At 72.9% G+C, this 20,614-nt stretch carries 19 protein-coding genes; 14 read left to right on the forward strand and 5 right to left on the reverse strand.

Translation table 11 applies throughout. The features are described from left to right. Positions 1-54 precede the first annotated feature (54 nt). From F7P10_RS05640 to F7P10_RS44995, 4 genes are read right to left on the reverse strand one after another with little or no spacing between them, the layout of a single operon-like run. Positions 55-1,248, reverse strand: a complete 1,194-nt coding sequence (locus F7P10_RS05640; RefSeq protein ID WP_151008384.1) for an ABC transporter permease — start codon at positions 1,246-1,248, stop codon at positions 55-57. Continuing rightward, the gene (locus F7P10_RS05645; RefSeq protein WP_151008385.1) at positions 1,245-1,940 is read right to left on the reverse strand and encodes an ABC transporter ATP-binding protein; all 696 of its coding nucleotides are present in this window, start codon (positions 1,938-1,940) and stop codon (positions 1,245-1,247) included. The genes F7P10_RS05640 and F7P10_RS05645 overlap by 4 nt, the downstream gene beginning before the upstream one ends. Beyond that, positions 1,937-2,959, reverse strand: a complete 1,023-nt coding sequence (locus tag F7P10_RS05650) for a peptidoglycan-binding protein (RefSeq protein ID WP_254716421.1) — start codon at positions 2,957-2,959, stop codon at positions 1,937-1,939. The genes F7P10_RS05645 and F7P10_RS05650 overlap by 4 nt, the downstream gene beginning before the upstream one ends. Further along, complete coding sequence (locus F7P10_RS44995; protein WP_151008386.1) at positions 2,956-3,429, reverse strand: hypothetical protein; 474 nt, start codon at positions 3,427-3,429, stop codon at positions 2,956-2,958. The genes F7P10_RS05650 and F7P10_RS44995 overlap by 4 nt, the downstream gene beginning before the upstream one ends. Before the next feature lie 251 nt (positions 3,430-3,680). On the opposite strand from F7P10_RS44995, the gene F7P10_RS05660 reads away from it, so the two are divergent. The 10 genes from F7P10_RS05660 (at position 3,681) to F7P10_RS05705 (ending at position 14,603) form a co-directional block, all read left to right on the forward strand. After that, positions 3,681-4,610, forward strand: a complete 930-nt coding sequence (locus F7P10_RS05660) for an aminoglycoside phosphotransferase family protein (RefSeq protein WP_151008387.1) — start codon at positions 3,681-3,683, stop codon at positions 4,608-4,610. Between the two features lie 155 nt (positions 4,611-4,765). Beyond that, complete coding sequence (locus F7P10_RS05665; protein ID WP_151008388.1) at positions 4,766-5,422, forward strand: hypothetical protein; 657 nt, start codon at positions 4,766-4,768, stop codon at positions 5,420-5,422. Positions 5,423-5,483: 61 nt separating this feature from the next. Next, on the forward strand, positions 5,484-6,143 hold the full coding sequence (locus tag F7P10_RS05670) for a response regulator transcription factor (protein WP_151008389.1): 660 nt from the start codon (positions 5,484-5,486) through the stop codon (positions 6,141-6,143). Next, positions 6,140-7,285 carry a cell wall metabolism sensor histidine kinase WalK gene (locus F7P10_RS05675; protein WP_254716422.1) on the forward strand — a complete coding sequence of 382 codons (1,146 nt, stop codon included), beginning with the start codon at positions 6,140-6,142 and terminating at the stop codon, positions 7,283-7,285. The genes F7P10_RS05670 and F7P10_RS05675 overlap by 4 nt, the downstream gene beginning before the upstream one ends. Positions 7,286-7,380: 95 nt before the next feature. After that, a complete protein-coding gene (locus tag F7P10_RS05680) occupies positions 7,381-7,785 on the forward strand; it encodes a hypothetical protein (RefSeq protein WP_151008390.1) in 405 nt (134 codons plus the stop codon). 49 nt (positions 7,786-7,834) lie between these two features. Further along, on the forward strand, positions 7,835-9,037 hold the full coding sequence (locus tag F7P10_RS05685) for a thiolase family protein (RefSeq protein WP_151008391.1): 1,203 nt from the start codon (positions 7,835-7,837) through the stop codon (positions 9,035-9,037). After that, entirely contained in the window at positions 9,034-11,124 is a 2,091-nt protein-coding gene (locus F7P10_RS05690) for a 3-hydroxyacyl-CoA dehydrogenase NAD-binding domain-containing protein (RefSeq protein ID WP_151008392.1), read from the forward strand. Before F7P10_RS05685 ends, F7P10_RS05690 begins: the two co-directional genes overlap by 4 nt. 177 nt (positions 11,125-11,301) lie before the next feature. Then, positions 11,302-12,795 (forward strand): amino acid permease, encoded by a 1,494-nt coding sequence (locus tag F7P10_RS05695; RefSeq protein WP_151008393.1) that lies wholly within the window; start codon positions 11,302-11,304, stop codon positions 12,793-12,795. A gap of 47 nt (positions 12,796-12,842) precedes the next feature. Next, positions 12,843-14,201, forward strand: coding sequence for an FAD-dependent oxidoreductase (locus F7P10_RS05700; RefSeq protein ID WP_151008394.1), 1,359 nt, complete (start codon positions 12,843-12,845; stop codon positions 14,199-14,201). Positions 14,202-14,315: 114 nt separating this feature from the next. After that, entirely contained in the window at positions 14,316-14,603 is a 288-nt protein-coding gene (locus tag F7P10_RS05705; RefSeq protein WP_254716423.1) for a hypothetical protein, read from the forward strand. A gap of 144 nt (positions 14,604-14,747) precedes the next feature. Here F7P10_RS05705 and dxs read toward each other — a convergent pair whose 3' ends face one another. Further along, on the reverse strand, positions 14,748-16,667 hold the full coding sequence (gene dxs / locus F7P10_RS05710) for a 1-deoxy-D-xylulose-5-phosphate synthase (protein WP_151008396.1): 1,920 nt from the start codon (positions 16,665-16,667) through the stop codon (positions 14,748-14,750). Positions 16,668-16,849: 182 nt separating this feature from the next. On the opposite strand from dxs, the gene idi reads away from it, so the two are divergent. From idi to F7P10_RS05730, 4 genes are all read left to right on the forward strand, one after another. Then, positions 16,850-17,428, forward strand: coding sequence for an isopentenyl-diphosphate Delta-isomerase (gene idi / locus F7P10_RS05715; protein WP_151008397.1), 579 nt, complete (start codon positions 16,850-16,852; stop codon positions 17,426-17,428). 117 nt (positions 17,429-17,545) lie between these two features. Beyond that, positions 17,546-18,859 carry an ABC transporter substrate-binding protein gene (locus F7P10_RS05720; protein WP_151008398.1) on the forward strand — a complete coding sequence of 438 codons (1,314 nt, stop codon included), beginning with the start codon at positions 17,546-17,548 and terminating at the stop codon, positions 18,857-18,859. After that, complete coding sequence (locus F7P10_RS05725) at positions 18,856-19,749, forward strand: carbohydrate ABC transporter permease (protein WP_254716424.1); 894 nt, start codon at positions 18,856-18,858, stop codon at positions 19,747-19,749. Before F7P10_RS05720 ends, F7P10_RS05725 begins: the two co-directional genes overlap by 4 nt. A 59-nt stretch (positions 19,750-19,808) precedes the next feature. Continuing rightward, entirely contained in the window at positions 19,809-20,567 is a 759-nt protein-coding gene (locus F7P10_RS05730) for a carbohydrate ABC transporter permease (protein WP_151017859.1), read from the forward strand. Positions 20,568-20,614 lie beyond the last annotated feature (47 nt).

A 20,614-nucleotide genomic window follows, 5' to 3' on the forward strand; every position in this document is an offset into this window, starting at 1 on the left:
GGACACCTCCCCGGGGGCGGGACGTCGTCGGCGTCCCAATCATGCCCCGACTCCTCACGCCGTGGCCAGAGCCGCCGTCGGCGACGACCGCGCCGCCCGCATCGCCGGATACAGCCCCGCCACCGCGCCGACCAGCAACGTCGCCGCGAGCGCCCCGCCGAGCGCCCAGACCGGCACGACCGGCGGCCACCCCCGGACGAGCGCGAACCCCGCGGTGACGGCCGCGCCCAGCACCGTCCCCGCCGCGCCACCGAAACCCGACAGCAGCAGCGACTCGGCCAGGAACTGCGTCCGCACCTGCGCGCGGGTCGCGCCCAGCGACCGGCGCAGCCCGATCTCGCGGCGCCGCTCCAGCACCGAGATCACCATCGTGTTCGCGACGCCCACGCCCCCGACCAGCAGCGCCACCGCCCCGAGCCCCAGCAGCACCCCGGTGAACGCCCCGGCCGCCGCGGCCTTCGCCGCCAGCGCGTCCGACGGGCGGCTCACCCGGACCTGCTCCGGATGCTCCGGGTCGACCGTCCGCGCCAGGGCGTCCCGGACGCCCGGCACCGCCCCGTCCGCCGCCCGCACGTAGATCGTCGTCGGGTGGCCGTCGAACCCGAGGTACCGCTCGGCCGCCGCCCAGCCGACGAGCGCCGACCGGTCGATCTCCGGGGCGAGCCCGGCGGGCGCCAGCACCCCGAGGACTCCGAACCACCGGTCGCCGATCCACACCCGCGCCCCCGGCCGGTCGACGCCCAGCCGCCGCGCCGCCTCCGCGCCGAGCACCACCCCCGGGTACCGGGCGTTCGCGCCGTTCAGCGTCCGCCCCGTCGCGGCGCGGGCCCGCAGCGTCCCGGGCAGCCCGGTCGTCGCGGCCTGCACGCTGATCCCGTGCGTCACCTCCGCGGGGATGGCGCCCGTCCGCCGGACGGTCGCGTCGACCGCGCCCGTCGCGGCGACCGAGGTCACCCCCTCGATGCGGCGCGCCATGCCCGGCGCCGCGCGCGGCAGCTCCGCCTCGTCCCCGAACAGGGTCTCGCCGGGCCCGGCCATCAGCAGGTTCGTGCCGAGCCGGTCCAGCCGCCGCAGCATGTCCTCCTGCCCGGACGCGGAGATCCCGATCACCCCGGTCATCGTGGCGATCCCGAGCGCGACCCCGAGCGCGGCCAGCACGGCCCGCGCCGGCCGCGCCCGCGGCCCCGCGAGGCCCGCGCGCAGCACGTCCCCCGGCGCGAGCCGCGCCGGTTCGAGCCCCCCGCTCATCGGACGGCCCCCGCGCGCTCGTCCGCGACGACCCGGCCGTCGGCGACCCGCACCCGCCGCGGCATCCGGGCGGCGACGTCCGGATCGTGCGTGACGACCGCGACGGTCGTGCCGCCGCGCCCCAGCTCGTCCAGCAGCGCCAGGACCTCGGCGCCCGCGGCGGCGTCGAGGTTGCCGGTGGGCTCGTCCGCGAGCAGCAGGCCGGGCTCGCCGACCACGGCGCGCGCCACCGCGACCCGCTGCCGTTCGCCGCCCGACAACTCGTGCGGACGGTGCCCGGCCCGGCCGCCGAGCCCCACCCGGTCCAGCGCCGCCCGCGCCCGCTCCCTGCGCTCGGCCCGCCGCACCCCCGCGTACAGGAGGCCGTCGGCCACGCCGTCGACCGCCGGCACGCCGTCCGCGAGGTGGAAGTGCTGGAACACGAACCCGATGTGCCGGGCCCGCAGCGCCGACAGCTCCCGGTCCGGCAGGCCCGCGCCGTCGGCCCCCGCGACGGAGTGCCCGGCGATCGTCACCGCCCCCGCCGTCGGACGGTCGAGCGTCCCCACCACGTGCAGCAGCGTCGACTTCCCCGAACCCGACGGCCCCACGATCGCCACCGCCTCCCCGCGCGCGATCACCAGGTCGACGCCCCGCAGCGCGGCGGCACCCGGATACTCCTTCGTCACGCCTTCGAGCTCCACGATGTTCATCCGGCGGGCACCCCCACCTTCGTCCCCGCGCGGACCCCGGACACCTCGACGCGTCCGCCGCCGAACGCCCCGGTCTCCACCGGCACCACCCGCGTCCGGGCGCCCTCGACCACCTCGACCCCGAACCCGCCGCGAACCGCCAGCAGCGCCTCGACCGGCACCGACAGGACGTCCTCCCGCCGCTCGCCGACCAGCCCCACGCTCACCGGCGCCTCGTCGAACCGCCCGTCGTAGTCCACCGCGATCTCGACGTCCACCGTGGCGTTTCCGTCCTTCCCGCCGCTCTCCGCGACCGCCCCGACCTCGGCGACCGTCCCCTCGACGCGCGTCCCGCCGGGCAGCTCGACCGTCGCCGCCGCCCCCTCCTCCGCGAGGTCCTGCCGGTCGGCGTCCAGGTCCACGTGCACCACGCGCCCGGTTCCCGACACCGTCAGGACGGGCTGCCCCGGCGACGCCCGTCCCCCCTCGGGCGCCTTCACCTCGCGCACCCGGACGGCCCCGCCGTGGAACACCACCTGCGCGGCGCCGACCGTCCCGGTCTCCGGCAGGCCCCGATCGTCCTGCCAGGCGCACACCGCCGCCGCGGTGGCCGCGGTGAACTCGCCGTCCACGGTCATCGGCCCGTACCCGAGCGCCTCCAGGTTCTCCTCGAGCAGCCGGACGTCCTTGCCCTCCGCGCCCTGCCCGAGCGTCCGGTACATGGGGGCGTCCCCGTACATCAACGTCACCGGCCGTCCCTCGACACCGATCAGCGTCTCCCCGCGCCCGACCCTCGTGCCCTCCCGGGGCGCCCACGTGACGACCCCGTTCGCCCCCGTCCGGACGTCCGACACGTCCGCGTACGTCAGCGTCCCGTCCACGGTCTCGGTGTCGACCAGATCGCCGCGCTCCACGAGGGCCGTCGCGGGCGCGGCCGTCCGTCCGGCCCGCGCCTCCTCGCCGCCCGCCGCCCGGACGGCGACCGCGCCGCCCACGGCCACGGCGCCCGCGACGGCACCCGCCACCACGGCGCGCCTCACCGTCCCGTCCCCGGCAGCAGATCCCCGCACGCCTCCCGCGCCTTCTCGGCCCGCCCCTGACCGACCGCCCCCGTCGGCAACTCGAGCCGCCCGTCCGGCCCGGGGTCCGGGACGTCGACCCCGTGCTCCCGCATGCACTGCGCGAACTTCACGTACCGGTCGCGAACCTCGGGATCCGCCAGATCCGGCAGCACTCCCCCGGCCTGCAGCCACGACTGGCACTTCTCGAGCGCCCGCTCCAGCCTCCCCCGGTCGACGTCCTTCCCGAACCGCGTCTCCCCGCCGTCCCCGGTCCCCGGATCGGGCACGTCGACGCCGTTCTCCCGCATGCACCGCGCGAACTCCAGCTGCGCGTCCTCCGCCGCCATCGACTCCGAGGGCGCCGCCGTGGCCCCCTCGCCTCCCCCGCACCCCGCGAGCCCCAGCCCCACGGCCGCCGCCACCACGGCGACCCGAACCCGACGATCCATGACACCCTTCCCGCCGGCGCACCCTGCCCCGACCGCGCCCATGGCACACCCCACGGTGTTAAACGCGGGTTAGCCGCGTCGTCCGGGTCGTCGTCCGCGGGTGCCGGTGAGAGAGTCGCGGGCCGCCGTGCGGAGATCGGCGACCGCGCGGTGCCGAAGGCACTCGGGCGCGAGGCCGCGGGCGACCGCTTTGCGCGTGCTGCCGCCCGCCAAGGGCGCACGGACGTCGCGGGGCGTCGTAGGGTGCACGGGTGATCGAGGTGTCGGAGGCGTTCGCGCGGGAGACCATCGGGCGCGAGGGACCGCCGGGTGCGGCGTGGCTCGCCGGACTGCCGGGGATCGTGGACGAGCTGCTGGAGACCTGGGGGTGCGTGCCGGACGGCGAGGTCGTGCACGGGCGCGTCGCGGTCATCGTCCCGGTCAAGCGCAGCGCGGAGACCGCCGTCGTGAAGGTGTCGTTCCCGCATCCCGGCAACGTGCACGAACCGGACGCGTTCGCGGTATGGAGCGGTCGCGGGGCGGTGCTGCTGCACGAACGCGACGACGCGCGGTTCGCGATGCTGCTCGAACGGGCCGGGACGTCGACGCTCGCGGAGGTCGGGGACGGCGACGAGGTGGTGGCGGTCGCGGGGCGGCTCGGTCGCCGGCTGGCCGTCCCGGCGCCGCCCGGCCTGCCCCGGCTGGCGGATCGGGCGGACGAGTGGGCGGACGGGCTGCGAGCGGACGCCGCGGAACTGCCGCACACGATGCCCCGGGGCGTCGTGGACGCCGCGCTCGCGACCGTCCGGGAGCTGGGCCGCGACCAGCCGGAGACGCTCGTCCACGGCGACCTGCACCCGGGGAACGTCCTGCGCGCCGAACGGGAACCGTGGCTGGCCGTCGATCCGAAGGGCGTCGTCGGGGACCCCGCCTACGACGGCGGCACGCTGCTCATGGCGCGTGCGCTGACGTTCCTGGAGTCGGACGATCCCCACCGGGCCGTCCGGCGCGTCGTGGACGTCTTCGCCGAGGCCGCGGAGCTCGATCGCGAACGCGTCCGGCGCTGGGCCCAGCTGCACGCGGTGCAGGCCGCGTTCCACGGACGGCGCCACGGGTTCGGCGTCGCGCGCGGCGGGCCGTGGCTGGACCGGCTCACCGAGCTCGCCGACCGCCTGGCGGAGTCCCTCACCGAGGCCGTGTAGGTACTCGCGCCCGGAGCGGCAGAACGCCGTGGCGGAGGTCGGGTGACACGTGGACGTCCGCAACGTCGTCACGGTGGCGACCTAGCCTTCGCGCCGCATCCGGACGCCCTGGCTCGACCGCGGAACCCAGGGACCGGCGGGGGCGTCGAAGATGCGTGAGGGTCAGCGTCGGAGTCTTCGACCTTTTTGCCTATGCCATTCCGGGGGCGCTCTATCTCGCCTTTGGAATCTATGTCGGCGTGCGGCTGGATTGGCTCCAGATCTCCCATCTGGATGATCCACCGACGATCATTCTCGTTGGTGGCGTCATCGTCGCTTCGTACCTGCTCGGTCAGGTCACCTACTTCCTCGGGTCACTCCTCAATTTCGCCATGCCATGGGCCGGTGCCTGGACGGACGCGCGGAACGAGTTCGCCCGGCGGGTCCCGCAGGCCGACGGACGGCCGTATCTGGACGCGCATCCGACGGTTCTCCAGGCGGTCATCGAAATGCGCGACCGCGAAACGGCGCAGGAGATAGCCCGGTTCCGGGCGGTGGGCCTGATGATCCGCAACTGCGCGTTCCCCCTGTTCTTCGGGGCGATCGCCGGTGTGGTCGAGGCGGTCGCGGGCGGCTCCCGCCCCGCCGCGATCAGCTGCGCGGTCCTGCTCGCCGCGGCCACAGCGTCCGCGCTCGCGCAGTCCGCGAAGCTTCGCCGCTGGGCCGACCTCAAGACTCTCGAGACCTGCTACTGGCTCCCCGGCGTCGACGCCGCGTTCGCGCCGCCCGAGCCGACTCCGAGGCGAGCCCGGCTGCTGCCCTGGCTGCGCTGAGCCTTATCCGGGCTTGCTGAGACTTACCCCGGTTTAACGTCCCGACCGGCATGCTCGCCGCATGCGGGTTCTGATCGTCGAGGACGAACGGGTGCTGGCGGACGCGATCGCCGAGGGGCTGCGCGAGGAGGCGATCGCCGTCGACGTGGCGTACGACGGGGACGTCGCGATCGAACGCGCGTCGTACAACGAATACGACGTCATCGTGCTCGACCGGGATCTCCCGACGGTGCACGGCGACGACGTCTGCCGGGAGGTCGCCGGGCGGGGGCAGGCGCGGATCCTGATGCTGACGGCGTCCGGGGACGTCGAGGACCGGGTGGACGGGCTCGCCCTCGGGGCCGACGACTACCTGCCGAAGCCGTTCGTGTTCGGGGAGCTGGTCGCGCGGGTCCGGGCGCTCGGGCGGCGGGCGGGACGCGCGGTGCCGCCGGTGCTCGAGGTGCGCGGTGTGCGGCTGGACCCGCACCGGCGGCGGGTGCGGCGGGACGGCCGGGACCTGCGGCTCACGAACAAGGAGTTCGCCGTCCTCGAGGAACTGCTGCGGGCGGACGGCGGGGTGGTGAGCGCGGAGGCGCTGCTGGAGCGGGCGTGGGACGAGCACATCGACCCGTTCAGCAACATCGTGCGGGTGACGATGGCGACGCTGCGCCGGAAGCTGGGCGATCCGCCGCTGATCGAGACGGTCACGGGGGCGGGATACCGGCTGGAGGAGCGGTGAACCGGCTGAGCGTCCGGACGCGGCTGACGCTGGTGTACGGGTCGCTGTTCCTGGTGACGTCGGCGGTGCTGGTGGCGGTGACGTACTGGATGACGGTCCGGAGCATGGACGCCGGGTTCGGGCTGGAGGACGATCCGGCGATCACGAACGCCGACCTGCAGGCGCTCACCGCGGGCGACCGGGTCGGCGCGCTGATGGACCTGCGGGGGCGCGCCGAGCAGGCGATGGCGGAGCGGAAGGCGAACGTGCTGGAGCGGTTGCTGCGGGGAGCGCTCGTGACGATGGGGGCGCTCGGGGTCGTCGCGGTGGCGATCGGGTACGTGGTGGCGGGCCGGGTGCTGCGGCCGATCCACACGGTGACGGCGACGGCGCGGCGGCTGTCGGAGAGCACGCTGTACGAGCGGATCGGGCTGGCGGGCCCGCAGGACGAGATCAAGGACCTGGCGGACACCTTCGACGGGATGCTCGACCGGCTGCACCGGGCGTTCGACGCGCAGCGGCGGTTCGTGGCGAACGCGTCGCACGAGCTGCGGACGCCGCTGACGATCAACCGGACGGTGCTGGAGGTCGCGCTGGCGAGCAAGCGGAACCCGCCGGAGACCAAGGCGCTGGCGGACGTGCTGCTGGGCAACACCGCGCGGCACGAGCGGCTGATCGACGGGTTGCTGCTGCTGGCGCGCTCGGAGCGGGAGCCGGCCGCGCCGGACGAGCTGGACCTGGCGGAGGTCGCGCGGGGCGCCCTCGACCAGTTCGACCGGGACTTCGAGGCGCGGCTGGACCCGGCGCGGGTCTCGGGGGATCCGGTGCTGCTGGAGCGATGCGTCGCGAACCTCGTGGAGAACGCGGTGAAGTACAACGTGCCGGACGGGTGGGTGCGGGTGCGGACGGGGACCGCCGGGCACGAGGGGTTCGTCGAGGTCGTGAACACGGGGAGGATCGTCCCGGAGTACGAGGTGGCGAACATCTTCGAGCCGTTCCGGCGGCTGCGGGCCGACCGGGTGGGATCGGCGGACGGCGCGGGCCTCGGGCTGTCGATCGTGCGGGCCGTGGTCGGCGCGCACGGGGGCTCCATCGAGACGGTTCCGCGCCCGGAGGGCGGCCTGTCGATCACCGTGCGGCTGCCCGCACCGTCCCTTCGTTGACGCGGTCCGCATGTCACTTCGTTGACAAAGGGACGCTCGCGGGGTGTGCGTCCGGGGCACATTGCCGGGGACGTCCGTGCGCCAATAATCCGGGCGTGTCCATACATACGAGTCATCCGGCGGAGGACGTGCGGCTGGTGCGGGCGCTGCGCGCCCGGCGTCCCGGAGCGGTCGGCCGCGTCTACGACGTCCACGGTCCCGATCTGATCGAGTACGCCGAGGAGCTGCTCGGCGACCACGACCGGGCGGTCGCGGCCGTCCGGTCGGCGCTGCTGTCGCTGCGGGCGGGAACCGAGGTCCCGCCGCCGGCGGAGTTGCGCGACTGGTTGCGGCGGCTGGTGCGGAACGAGTGTCAAGCCCCTGTCCTGCGGATACGTCTCCAGGTGGTTCTTATCGGCATCGTGCTCGGGGCCGTACTGGCGGCCGGGGTACTGGCGGCGCTGGACGCCCGGGAGCGGGCGGAGCCGCCGGCACCGGCCACCCGGATCAGTAGTTACTGACGAGTAGCATAGGTGCGACCACCGAGCCCAGCACAGGGAGGACGCACCCGTGCCTCGCACCGCACGCGACGTCGTGTTCGTCGACGGCGTACGCACGCCGTTCGGCAAGGCCGGCCCCAAGGGGCTGTACGCGGAGACCCGCGCGGACGACATGGTCGTCCGGGCGATCCGCGAGCTGCTGCGCCGCAACCCGTCCCTCCCGCCGGAGCGGGTGGACGAGGTCGCGATCGCGGCCACCACCCAGACCGGCGACCAGGGCCTGACCATCGGGCGGTCGGCCGCCGTGCTGGCCGGGCTGCCCAAGAGCGTCCCCGGCTACGCGATCGACCGGATGTGCGCGGGCGCGATGACGGCCGTGACGACGTCGGGCGCGGGCATCTCGTTCGGCTCCTACGACGTCGCCATCGCGGGCGGCGTCGAGCACATGGGTCGGCACCCGATGGGCGAGGGCGTCGACCCGAACCCGCGGTTCCTCGCCGACCGGCTCGTCGACCCGTCCGCGCTGGTCATGGGCTCGACCGCGGAGAACCTGCACGACCGGTACCCCGGCATCACCAGGGAGCGCGCGGACGCCTACGCGGTGCGCAGCCAGCGGAAGACCGCCGCGGCGTACGAGGCGGGGAAGATCCAGCCGGACCTGGTCCCGACGGCCGTCCGGTCGGCCGAGCGGGGCTGGGGCCTGGCGACCGCGGACGAGCCGCCGCGGCCCGGCACGACGGTCGACGACCTCGCGAAGCTCAAGACGCCGTTCCGCGTGCACGGCAACGTGACGGCGGGCAACGCGGCCGGGCTGAACGACGGCGCGACCGCGTGCCTGCTGGCCGCCGAGGACGTCGCCCGCGAGCTGGGGCTGACGCCGCGGATGCGGCTGGTCGACTTCTCGTTCGCGGGCGTGGAGCCCGAGGTGATGGGCGTCGGGCCGGTCCCGGCGACCGAGCGGCTGCTCGCGCGCAACGCGATGACCATGGACGACATCGGCCTCATCGAGATCAACGAGGCGTTCGCGGTGCAGGTGCTCGCGTTCCTGGACCACTTCAAGATCGCCGAAGACGACGCGCGGGTGAACCCGTGGGGCGGCGCCATCGCGGTCGGCCACCCGCTGGCGTCCTCGGGCGTCCGGCTGATGAACCAGCTCGCGCGGCTGTTCGGGGAGCGGACGGACGTCCGCTACGGACTGACCACGATGTGCGTGGGCATGGGCATGGGCGGAACGGTCCTCTGGGAGAACACCGGGTGGGAGGGCGCCAAGTGAGCGCGAGCATCAAGGACATCTTCAAGGACGAGGCCGTCACCAGTGCGCGCGTCCGGGACGTGACGCTGCCGTACGGGGCGGGCACCCTCGCGCTGATCACGCTCGACAACGGGCACGACCACACCAAGCCGAACACGTTCGGCCCGAACGGGCTCGCCGAGCTGGACGCGGCCCTCGACGCGGTCGCCGGACGGGACGACATCGCGGCGGTCGGCGTCACCGGCAAGCCGTTCGTCTTCGCGGTCGGCGCCGACCTCAAGGGCGTGCCGCTGATCCGGGACCGCGCGGACGCGCGGGCCATCGGCAAGCTGGGGCACGACGTGTTCCGGCGCCTCGGCGAGCTGGACGTCCCCTCGTTCGCCTACTACAACGGCGCGGCGATGGGCGGCGGCGTCGAGGTCGGCCTGCACTGCACGTACCGGACGATCTCGGCGGGCGTCCCGGCGTTCGCGCTGCCGGAGGCGTTCCTGGGGCTCGTGCCGGGCTGGGGCGGCACGTACCTCCTGCCGAACCTGATCGGCGCGGAGAAGGCCCTCAAGGTCGTGATCGACAACCCGCTCGCGCAGAACCGGATGCTCAAGGCGCGGCAGGCGTTCGAGATGGGCATCGCGGACGCGATCTTCGACTCGGCCGACTTCCTCGAGGAGTCCCTCGCCTGGACGGCCCGCGTGCTGAACGGCGACGTCGTCGTCGAGCGGCCCGCGGTCGACACGGGCAAGGCGTGGGACGACGCGATCGCGGGCGCCCGCTGGAACCTCGACGCCAAGCTGCACGGCGCGGCGCCGTCGTTCACCCGCGCCCTCGACCTGGTCGCGGCCGCCAAGGACCGGACGCGCGACGAGGGCTTCGCCGCCGAGGACGAGGCGCTCGCCGACCTCATCATGAGCGACGAGCTGCGCGCCGGGCTGTACGCGTTCGACCTGACGCAGAAGCGCGCGAAGCGGCCCGCCGGGGCGCCCGGCAAGGACCTGGCCCGCGAGGTGACCAAGGTCGGCGTGGTCGGCGCGGGGCTGATGGCCGCGCAGCTCGCGCTGCTGTTCGCGCGCCGCCTGGAGGTCCCGGTGGTGCTCACCGACCTCGACCGGGAGCGCCTGGACAAGGGCGTCGGGCACGCGCACGCGGAGATCGACAAGCTGCTCGGCAAGGGCCGCGTCTCCGCCGACCAGGCCGGCCGCCTCAAGGCGCTCATCACCGGGTCGCTCACCAAGGACGCCTTCGACGACGCCGACTTCGTCATCGAGGCGGTGTTCGAGGAGATGTCGGTCAAGCAGAAGGTGTTCGCCGAGCTGGAGGAGCACGTCTCACCCGACTGCGTGCTCGCGACGAACACCTCGTCGCTGTCGGTGACGGAGATGGCGTCGAAGCTGAAGCACCCGGAGCGGGTGGTCGGCTTCCACTTCTTCAACCCGGTCGCCGTGCTCCCGCTGCTGGAGATCGTCCGGGGCGACCGGACGGACGACGCCGCGCTCGCCACCGCGTTCGCGACGGGCAAGCGGCTCAAGAAGTCGTGCGTGCTGGTCAAGGACGCCCCGGCGTTCGTGGTCAACCGCGTCCTGCTGCGGCTGCTCGCCGAGATCGTCGAGACGGTCGACGAGGGCACCCCGATCGAGGTCGCCGAGCGGGCCGCCGCGCCGCTGGGGCTGCCGATGCCGCCGTTCGTCCTGATGGGGCTGGTCGGCCCGGCGATCGCGCTGCACGTCAACGAGACGCTGCACGCGGCGTTCCCGGACCGGTTCCCGCTCTCGGACAACCTCGCGAAGCTCGTCGCGTCCGGCAAGCCCGGCGTGTACCGGCCGGACTTCACGCTCGACCCCGAGGCCGTCGAGATCTTCGCGGGCGGCACGTCGCCGTCCACCGAGGAGCAGGTGCTCGCGCGGGCGCTGGACGCGCTGGCCGACGAGATCCGCATCATGCTGGACGAGGGGGTCGTCGCGGCGCCCGAGGACATCGACCTGTGCATGATCCTCGGCGCGGGCTGGCCCTTCCACCTCGGCGGCATCACCCCGTACCTGGACCGCGCGGGCGTCGCGGAGCGCGCCACCGGCCGCCGCTTCCTCGAGCCCGGCGTGGCCTCGCTCCCCCGGTAGCCGTACCGGCCGCGGGGTGCGGCCGAAGTGCCGCAAGAGGCGTCCCGAACCTGCTTCGGGACGCCTCTTTCCCGGCATTCGCCCATGTCACGGGCATCTCCTAGTTTCGGCTGATCATAATTCGCGTTCGAGCGGGCATAGCCCGCAGGACGGTCGGACCGCCCCGGGGAGCCGAACATGGAACTGCTGCGCAAGAAGTCGGTCGAGCAGTCGATCCGCGACACCGAGGACCCGGAGCACCGGCTCCGGCGGGGGCTGTCCGCCCTCGACCTGACGGTGTTCGGCGTCGGCGTCATCATCGGCACCGGCATCTTCGTGCTCACCGGCGTGGTCGCCCGCAACAACGCCGGTCCCGCGGTCGCGCTCTCGTTCATCCTCGCCGCCGTCGTCTGCGGGCTCGCCGCGCTCTGCTACGCCGAGTTCTCCTCGACCGTCCCGGTCGCGGGGTCCGCCTACACCTTCTCCTACGCGACCCTCGGCGAGTTCCCCGCGTGGATCATCGGCTGGGACCTCATCCTCGAGCTGACGCTCGCCGCCGCCGTCGTCTCGGTCGGCTGGTCGGGCTACTTCGCGTCGCTGCTGAGCGACATCGGCATCGACCTCCCCGCGTCGATCGCCGCGCCGCCGGGCGACGGCGGGGTGGTGAACATCCCGGCCATCGCGCTCGTCCTCGCGGTGACCGTGCTGCTCGTCCTCGGCATCAAGGTGTCCTCGCGGGTCAACGCCGTGATCGTCGCCATCAAAGTGACGATCGTGCTGCTGGTGATCTTCGCCGGGCTGTTCTTCATCAAGGGCGACAACTACTCGCCGTTCATCCCGCCCGCGCAGGAGACCGGCGAGGAATCCGGCGTGAACGCGCCGCTGATGCAGGTGATCTTCGGGTTCACCCCGGCCAACTTCGGCTGGCTCGGCATCTTCTCCGCCATCGCCGTCGTCTTCTTCGCCTACATCGGCTTCGACATCGTCGCCACCACCGCCGAGGAGGCCCGCCGCCCGCAGCGGGACCTGCCGATCGGGCTGATCGGCTCCCTGGTCATCACGGCCGTCCTGTACGCGGCCGTCTCCACCGTCGTCGTCGGCATGCAGGACTACCGGGAGCTGAACGAGGAGGCGCCGCTCTCGCACGCGTTCGAGGTCGTCGGCGCGGGCGCGTTCGCCACGATCATCAACGTCGGCGCGGTCATCGGGCTCACGTCCGTCGTCCTCATCCTGCTGCTCGGGCAGAGCCGCGTGTTCTTCTCGATGAGCCGCGACGGCCTGCTGCCCCCGTTCCTGTCCACCGTGCACCCGCGGCTGCGGACGCCGTACCGCTCGACGATCCTGATGGGCCTCATCGCCGCGGTCATCGCCGGGTTCATCCCGCTGACCGAACTCGCCGAGCTGGTCAACATCGGGACCCTGTTCGCGTTCCTCGTCGTCTCGCTGAGCGTCCCGATCCTGCGCCGCACCCGGCCCGACCTGCCGCGCGCGTTCCGCACGCCGTTCGTCCCGATCATCCCGATCCTGTCGGTGCTCGGCTGCCTGTTCGTGATGATCAACCTGCCGCTGGAGACCTGGTACCGGTTCCTCGCCTGGATGGCCATCGGCGTCCTCGTCTACTTCCTCTACGGGCGCCGGCACAGCCGCCTGGGCCCCGCCGGCGGCGGTCACCGCGCGAAGTCCGCCGAGTGACCTGTCTCACGGTGTCATCCAGTGAGACGATGTGCACAATGGCCCGCATGGCTTCTCCTGTGCTCGTCGCGGTGATCGGATCCGGCCCCGCGGGGATCTACGCTGCCGAGGCCCTGGTGAAACAGGCCGACGGCGACGTCCGGGTCGACGTGTTCGACCGGCTGCCGACCCCGTACGGGCTGGTCCGGTACGGGGTGGCGCCCGACCACACCTCGATCAAGTCGATCGCCGGCTACCTGCAGCGGGTGCTGGAGAACCCGGCCGTCCGGTTCTTCGGGTGCGTCGAGCTGGGCCGCGACGTCACCCGCGCCGACCTGCTCGGCTGCTACGACGCCGTCATCTACGCGACCGGCGCGATGGTCGACCGGCAGTTGCGGATCCCCGGCGAGGACCTGCCCGGCAGCGTCGCCGCCACCGACTTCGTCAACTGGTACTGCGGCCATCCCGACGCCGCCGACCACGAGTTCGACCTCTCCGTCGAGGAGGTCGCGGTCATCGGCGTCGGCAACGTCGCCGTCGACGTCGTCCGCATCCTCGCCAAGACGTCGGACGAACTGCGCTCGACCGACGTCCCCGAGCACGTCATCGAGGCCCTCTCCCGCAGCCGCGTCCGCCGCGTCCACATGATCGGCCGCCGGGGGCCCGCGCAGGCGAAGTTCACCACCAAGGAGGCCCGCGAGCTCGGCGACCTGGCGAACGCCGGGATCCACGTCGATCCCGCGGACATGGAACTCGACCCCGCGAGCGCCGAACTCGCCGAGAGCGACCGGAAGGTACGCGGCAACATCAAGGTCCTCGGCGCGTGGACCGCCGAACCGCCCGCGGACCGGCCCCGGCGGATCGACGTCCGGTTCTGGCGGGCGCCCGCCGAGATCCTCGGCACCGACCGGGTCGAGGGCCTCCGGCTCGAGCGGACCCACCTGGACGAGGACGGCCGCGTCACCGGCACCGGCGAGCACGAGACGCTCCCCGTCGGCATGGTGCTGCGCTCGGTCGGCTACCAGAGCGTCCCGCTGGAGGGCGTCCCGTTCGACGAGCGCTCCTTCGTCGTCCCCAACGAGGGCGGGCGGATCCTCGGCCCGGACGGCGCCCGGGTCCCCGGCGAGTACGTCACCGGCTGGATCAAGCGGGGCCCGACCGGCGTCGTCGGCACGAACAAGTCGGACGCCGCCGAGACCGTCCGCAACCTCCTCGCGGACCTGCCCGCCGACCGCCGGCCGCCGGAGCACACCGTGGAGGAGCTCCTCGAGTCGCGCGGGCTGCCCGTCGTCACCTACGCCGACTGGCTGAACCTGGACGCCGCCGAGATCGACCTCGGCCGCTCGCTGGACCGCGGCGAGCGCGTCAAACTCGGCCGCTGGGAGGCGATGACCGCGGCCTGCCGCAACAAACCGCCCGCCGGGTAGTGACGGGGGCGTGACCGGGACGCTACCGTGCCGCCTGTGACCGGCGGTCCAGAACTGTACGGGTTCCCCCCACCCGAGTCTGTGCCCGACCTGAGGTGGCTAGGTCCCGACTACGTGTCCGTACTCGTCCATGACCTGATAAGGGGGCTCCTCCGCCAGGATCCCCGCACGGCCGTCATGGGCGTCCGCTGCGAGGGCGCGCCCGACCTGCGTCCCGCGGTCGACCACGCGGGCGTCATCCGCGCCCACGACGCCTGCTTCCCGCTGCAGGTCTACGTCCAGGACGGCTTCGGGCGGCTGTGGATGCTGCGCGGCCGCTGGACGTACGCGGGCCGCGAGCTCGGCACCGCGGCGGCGTCCGTCCAGCACTTCTGGCAGCTCCTCGCCGCCGAAGGCGGGTGACGGCACCGCCGAAGGCGGGTGACGGCACCGCCGAAGGCGGGTGACGGCACCGCTGGGCCGAGCCCCGGCCCCGGCGGCCGGAGCGCGGCCCCGCGGCGCGTACGGCGCGGGGCCCGCGGGACCCGCCTTGCTTCCGGGCGGGCGTCAGTCGGTGGTGGGGGCGTGCTCGTGCTCCTCGAGGGAGGAGATGCGGGTCGCGGACTCGGTGATGTCGCGGGCGAGCGCCTGCGGCGTGAGGCCGATGTCGGCGAGGATCTCGCCGCGCGAGGAGTGGTCGAGGAACTCCTGCGGGATGCCGAACGTGCGGACGGGCACGTCCACCTCGGCGTCGCGCAGGAGGCGGGCTACGGCGTCGCCGACGGCGCCGGTGCGGCCGTTGTCCTCGGCGACGGCGACGAGCCGGTGCTCGCGGGCGAGGTCGAGCAGGGCCGGGTCGAGGGGCTTGACCCAGCGGGGGTCGACGACCGTGACGCCGATGCCCTGCGCGGCGATGAGGCTCGCGGCCTCCATCGCGGGCGTCGCCATCGCGCCGGCGGCGACGAGCAGGACGCGGGTGCCGTTGGAGCCGTCGTGGCGGGCGAGGACGTCCATGCCGCCGGCCTTGCCGATCGCCTCGATGTCGGCGGCGGCGGAGCCCTTGGGGTAGCGGATCGCGGTGGGGCCGTCGGAGACGGCGACGCACTCGCGCAGGAGTTCGCGCAGCCGGGCCCCGTCGCGGGGCACCGCCATCCGCAGTCCGGGCACGATCTGCAGGATCGACATGTCCCACATGCCGTTGTGGCTGGCGCCGTCGTCGCCGGTCACGCCGGAGCGGTCCAAGGCGAAGGTGACGGGCTGCCGGTGCAGGGCGGCGTCCATCAGGACCTGGTCGAACGCGCGGTTGAGGAACGTGGCGTACACGGCGACGACCGGGTGCATGCCGCCCATGGCGAGACCGGTCGCGGAGGTGACGGCGTGCTGCTCGGCGATCCCGACGTCGTAGACGCGGTCGGGGAACGCCTCGGCGAAGGCCCCGAGACCCGTCGGGTGCAGCATCGCGGCGGTGATGGCGACGATGTCGCGGCGCTCGCGACCGAGTTCGACCATCTCCTCGCCGAACACCTTGGTCCAGGCGGTGCCGCCGCCCTTGGGGAGGAACTTGCCGGTCTCGGGGTCGAACGCCCCGCCGCCGTGCATGCAGTCCTCGGTGTCGTTCTCGGCGGGCGCGTAGCCGCGGCCCTTGGTGGTCAGGCAGTGCACGATGACCGGGCGGCCGAAGCCGCGGGCGCGGCGCAGCGCCTTCTCGACGGCGTCCTCGTCGTGCCCGTCGATGGGGCCGACGTACTTCATGCCGAGGTCCTCGAACATGGCCTGCGGCTGCAGGACGTCCTTGAGGCCCTTCTTGATCCCGTGCAGCGTCTCGTAGGCCATGGTGCCGACGACGGGCGCGCGGGGGACGGTCTTCTTGATGAGGTCGAGGGCCTGCTCGTAGCCCTGCGTCACGCGCAGGTCGGCGAGGTGGCCGGCGAGGCCGCCGATGGTGGGCGAGTAGGACCGGCCGTTGTCGTTGACGACGATGATGACCGGCCGGTCGGCGGCGCCGGCGATGTTGTTGAGCGCCTCCCAGCACATGCCGCCGGTGAGGGCGCCGTCGCCGACGACGGCGACCACGGCGCGGTCGTCCTCGCCGCGGAGCTGGAACGCCTTGGCGAGCCCGTCGGCGTAGGACAGGACGGTGGAGGCGTGCGAGTTCTCGATGACGTCGTGCTCGGACTCGGCGTGGCTCGGGTAGCCCGACAGCCCGCCGCGCTTGCGCAGCAGGTCGAAGTCCTTCCGGCCGGTGAGCATCTTGTGGACGTAGGCCTGGTGGCCCGTGTCGAAGAGGATCTTGTCCTTGGGCGAGTCGAAGACCCGGTGCAGCGCGATCGTCAGCTCGACGACGCCGAGGTTCGGGCCGAGGTGACCGCCGGTCTTGGACACCGCGTGGACCAGGAACTCGCGGATCTCCTCCGCGAGGCGAGACAGCTGAGCGGCGTCCAGTCGCTTGAGGTCGTCGGGGTCCTTGATCGACTCCAGCAGGCTCACGCGATTCAACTCCTCATGGGGGACGACGGGCTCCCCTGGCTCGGGCCGTTCCGAGTCTAATCCCGGATCGATCGAGACGTGCCGGAGGGAGTCTCCCCCGCGGGTGCGAAACCGCTCACCTAAGGTGAGGTCACCGGGCCGAACGGCCTTTCCGGATGAGGCCGATGGGGTAGTAAGAGGCCATGCGCGAGGAAGAGATCGTACTGCTCAACGCGGACGACGAGGCCGTCGGGACGGCGCCGAAGGCCGCGAGCCACCATAGCGACACGCCCTACCACCTGGCTTTTTCATGCTATGTGGTGGACACGGAGGGTCGCGTGCTGATCACGCGGCGCGCCCTGTCGAAGCGGACGTTCCCGGGGGTGTGGACGGGCAGCTGCTGCGGGCATCCGGCCCCCGGCGAGAAGCTGCGGGACGCGGTGCTGCGGCGCCTGCGGGACGAACTGGGCATCGAGGGCGCGGCGCTCACGCCCGTCCTGCCGGGGTTCCGGTACCGGGCGGTCGCCGAGGACGGGACGGTCGAGCACGAGCGGTGCCCGGTGGTGCGGGCGACGGTCGCGCCGGGCGTGGCCGTCGCGCGCAACCCGGAGGAGGTCGAGGACGCGGAGTGGTGGCCGTGGGAGCGCTGCCTGGAGCTGACCGGGCGGCCGGACTCCTCGCTCTGGTACCGGCTGCAGCTGGCCGAGCTGGCGCCGCTGGGCGCGCCGCTCGACTGGCCGGACGCGGGCGCGGCGGGCCTGCCGCCAGCCGTCGGCTGGTAGCCCGCCCGGCACCCGCGGCGGACCGATGTAACCGCTGGGTCACTGTTCCGTACGGGTGTTGACGGTCTTGATCACCGAGCAGACGCTTGTTTTTTCGGGCGACCGAAGGGACGGGCGATGTTCGGACGCACTCGCAGGAACGCCGCCGGCCGGGGCCGGACGACGTCGTTCGCCGCGGCCGCGCTGGCCGGCGTGCTGGCCCTCGCGGGCTGCGGCGGCGACGGCGGCTCGGACGACAGCTCCGAGGTCGAGGTCTTCTCGTGGTGGACGGGCCCCGGCGAGGCCGAGGGGCTGACCGCGCTGCAGGCCCTGTTCGAGAAGCAGAACCCGGGGACGACGTTCGTCAACGCGGCCATCGCCGGCGGGTCGGGCACCCAGGCCAAGGCGGTCCTCGCGAGCCGGCTGCAGAACCGCAAGCCGCCGGACTCCTTCCAGGGCCACGCCGGGGCCGAACTGCTCGACTACATCAAGGCCGGCCAGATCGAGCCGCTGAACGACTTCTACGACGAGAACGGCCTGCGGCAGGTCTATCCGAAGCAGCTGATCGACCAGATCACCTACGAGGGAAACATCTACTCGGTGCCGGTGAACATCCACCGCTCCAACGTCCTCTGGTACAACCCGGGCATCCTGGAGGACGCCGGGGTCGACGGGCCGCCGGAGACGATCGACGCGTTCATCGCGGCGCTCCGGAAGATCGACGCCGAGACCGACAAGGTGCCGCTGTCGCTGGGCGCCCAGTGGACGGCCGACCATCTGCTGGAGAACGTCCTGCTCGGCTCGCTCGGCACCGAGGCCTACGACGCGCTCTGGCAACCGGGCGCGAACTGGGGCACGCCGGCCGTCCGCGCGGCGCTCGACGACTTCGCCGAGATCATGAAGCACACCACGGCCGAGGCCGCGTCCACCGACTGGCAGGGCGCCGCGAAGGCCGTCGTGGACGGGCGCGCCGCGTTCAACATCATGGGCGACTGGGCGTACGGCTACTTCGTGAACCCGGCCCCCAACGGGCTGGCGAAGAAGCTCGGCACCGACTTCGACTACGCGCCCGCGCCCGGCACCGACGGCACCTACATGTGGCTGTCGGACAGCTTCACCCTCCCGGAGAACGCGCCCCACCGCGGCGGCGCCCTCGCCTGGCTGAAGACGGTGTCGAGCAAGGAGGGCCAGGACGCGTTCAACCCGAAGAAGGGGTCGATCCCGGCGCGCACGAACGCCGACAAGGCCCTCTACAAGGACTACCTGGAGTACGCCATCACCGAGTGGAACAAGCCGGGCATCAAGCTCGCCGGCTCGTTCTGGCACGGCGTGACGGCCAACAACAAGTGGCACACCGACATCGACACCGCCGTCGGCCTGTTCCTCCAGCACAAGGACCCGGCGAAGCTCCAGCAGGCGCTGGTGCGGGCGGCGCAGAACAGCGGGCAGTGAGGGCGCGCCGCGTCCGGCGGTGGCTGCCGGGCCTGCTGCTGGTCTCCCCGTCCATCGTGGCGATCGGCCTGTTCGTCTACGGGCTGATCTTCTGGAACACGCGGGTCGCGGTGAGCGGCAAGCACGACGAGGTATCCCCGCTCGGGTTCGACGGCGGGAAGAACTTCGTCGACCTTTGGGACCAGCCCAGCTGGCCGGGCGCGGTGCGCAACGCGCTGGTGTTCACGGCCGTGTTCGTGCTGGGCGCGCTGCTGCTCGGCGCGTTCCTCGCGTTCCTGATGGACAAGGGCATCCGCGGGGAGGCGTCGTTCCGCGTCGTCTACCTGTTCCCCATGGCCGTGTCGTTCATCGCCGCCGGGGTGGTGTGGCGGTGGCTGCTCAACCCGGCGCCCGCCGACCGGGCCGTCGGCCTCAACCAGCTGTTCCACGACGCCGGGCTGGGGTCGCTGGCGAACACGTGGTGGCAGCACCCCGACTGGGGCATGGCCGCGATGGCGCTCCCAGCGATCTGGCAGATGTCCGGCTATGTCATGGCGCTGTACCTGGCCGGGTTCCGCGGCGTGCCCGAGGAGCTGCGCGAGGCGGCCCGGGTGGACGGCGCGTCCGAGTGGAAGGTCTACCGCCACGTCGTGTTCCCGCAGCTCCGCCCGGTGACGCTGTCCGCGCTGATCATCCTCGGGCACATCTCGCTGAAGGTGTTCGACCTGATCATGGCGATCGCGGGCAAGCAGATCATCACCTACGTCCCGGCCGTCGCCGCCTACGTGGAGATCTTCGACCGGCACGATCCGGCGAACGGCGCCACCATCGCCACGTACCTGCTGGTCGCGGTCGCCGTCCTCGTCGTCCCGTACCTGGTCTGGACGATCCGGTCGGAGCGGGCCCGGTGAGCCGCGCCGTCCGGTTCGGCCGCCCGGCCGTCCTGCTGCTGTTCGTCGTCCTGTTCCTGATGCCCGCGTACGTCCTGCTCGTGACCAGCTTCAAGCCGCTGCAGGAGGCCGGGCCCGCCACCGCGTGGAACCTGCCCGACCGGTGGAGCGTGTCGGGCTGGACGGCCGCGTGGGACCAGCTGCGCCCCGGCATCCTCAACAGCTTCCAGATCGCGATCCCGGGGGCGGTGCTCGCGGCCGTCCTCGGCTCGATGAACGGGTACGTGCTGTCGAAGTGGCGGTTCCCGGGGTCCGACGCCGTCTTCACGCTGTTCCTCTTCGGGATGTTCATCCCGTACCAGGCCGTGATGATCCCGCTCGCGGGGCTGCTCACCGACATGCAGATCGTCGGGACGATCCGGGGGCTCGTCCTCGTGCACGTCGTCTACGGCATCCCGATCTGCACGCTGATCTTCCGGAACTACTACGTCTCGATCCCGGACGAGCTGATCGAGGCGGCGCGCGTGGACGGCGCCGGGATGCTCCGCACGTACGCGTCCGTCGTCCTGCCGCTGTCGGCGCCCGCGTTCGCGGTGACGCTCATCTGGCAGTTCACCTCGATCTGGAACGACTTCCTGTTCGCCGTCTTCCTCGGCGCGCCGGACTCCTGGCCCGTCACCGTAATGCTGAACAACACCGCGGGTTCGGGCGCGGTCGCCGTCCAGTACAACGTGCAGATGGCGTCGGCGCTGCTGGCGTCGCTGCCGACGATCCTCGTCTACCTGCTGCTCGGCCGCTTCTTCATGCGCGGCCTGATGGCCGGCGCCCTCAAGGGGTGACGGTGCCGGCCGGGAGCTGTCATCGGTACACAGTTGTTTCGTCAACC

This window comes from Actinomadura sp. WMMB 499 (assembly GCF_008824145.1).
GTDB lineage: Bacteria > Actinomycetota > Actinomycetes > Streptosporangiales > Streptosporangiaceae > Spirillospora.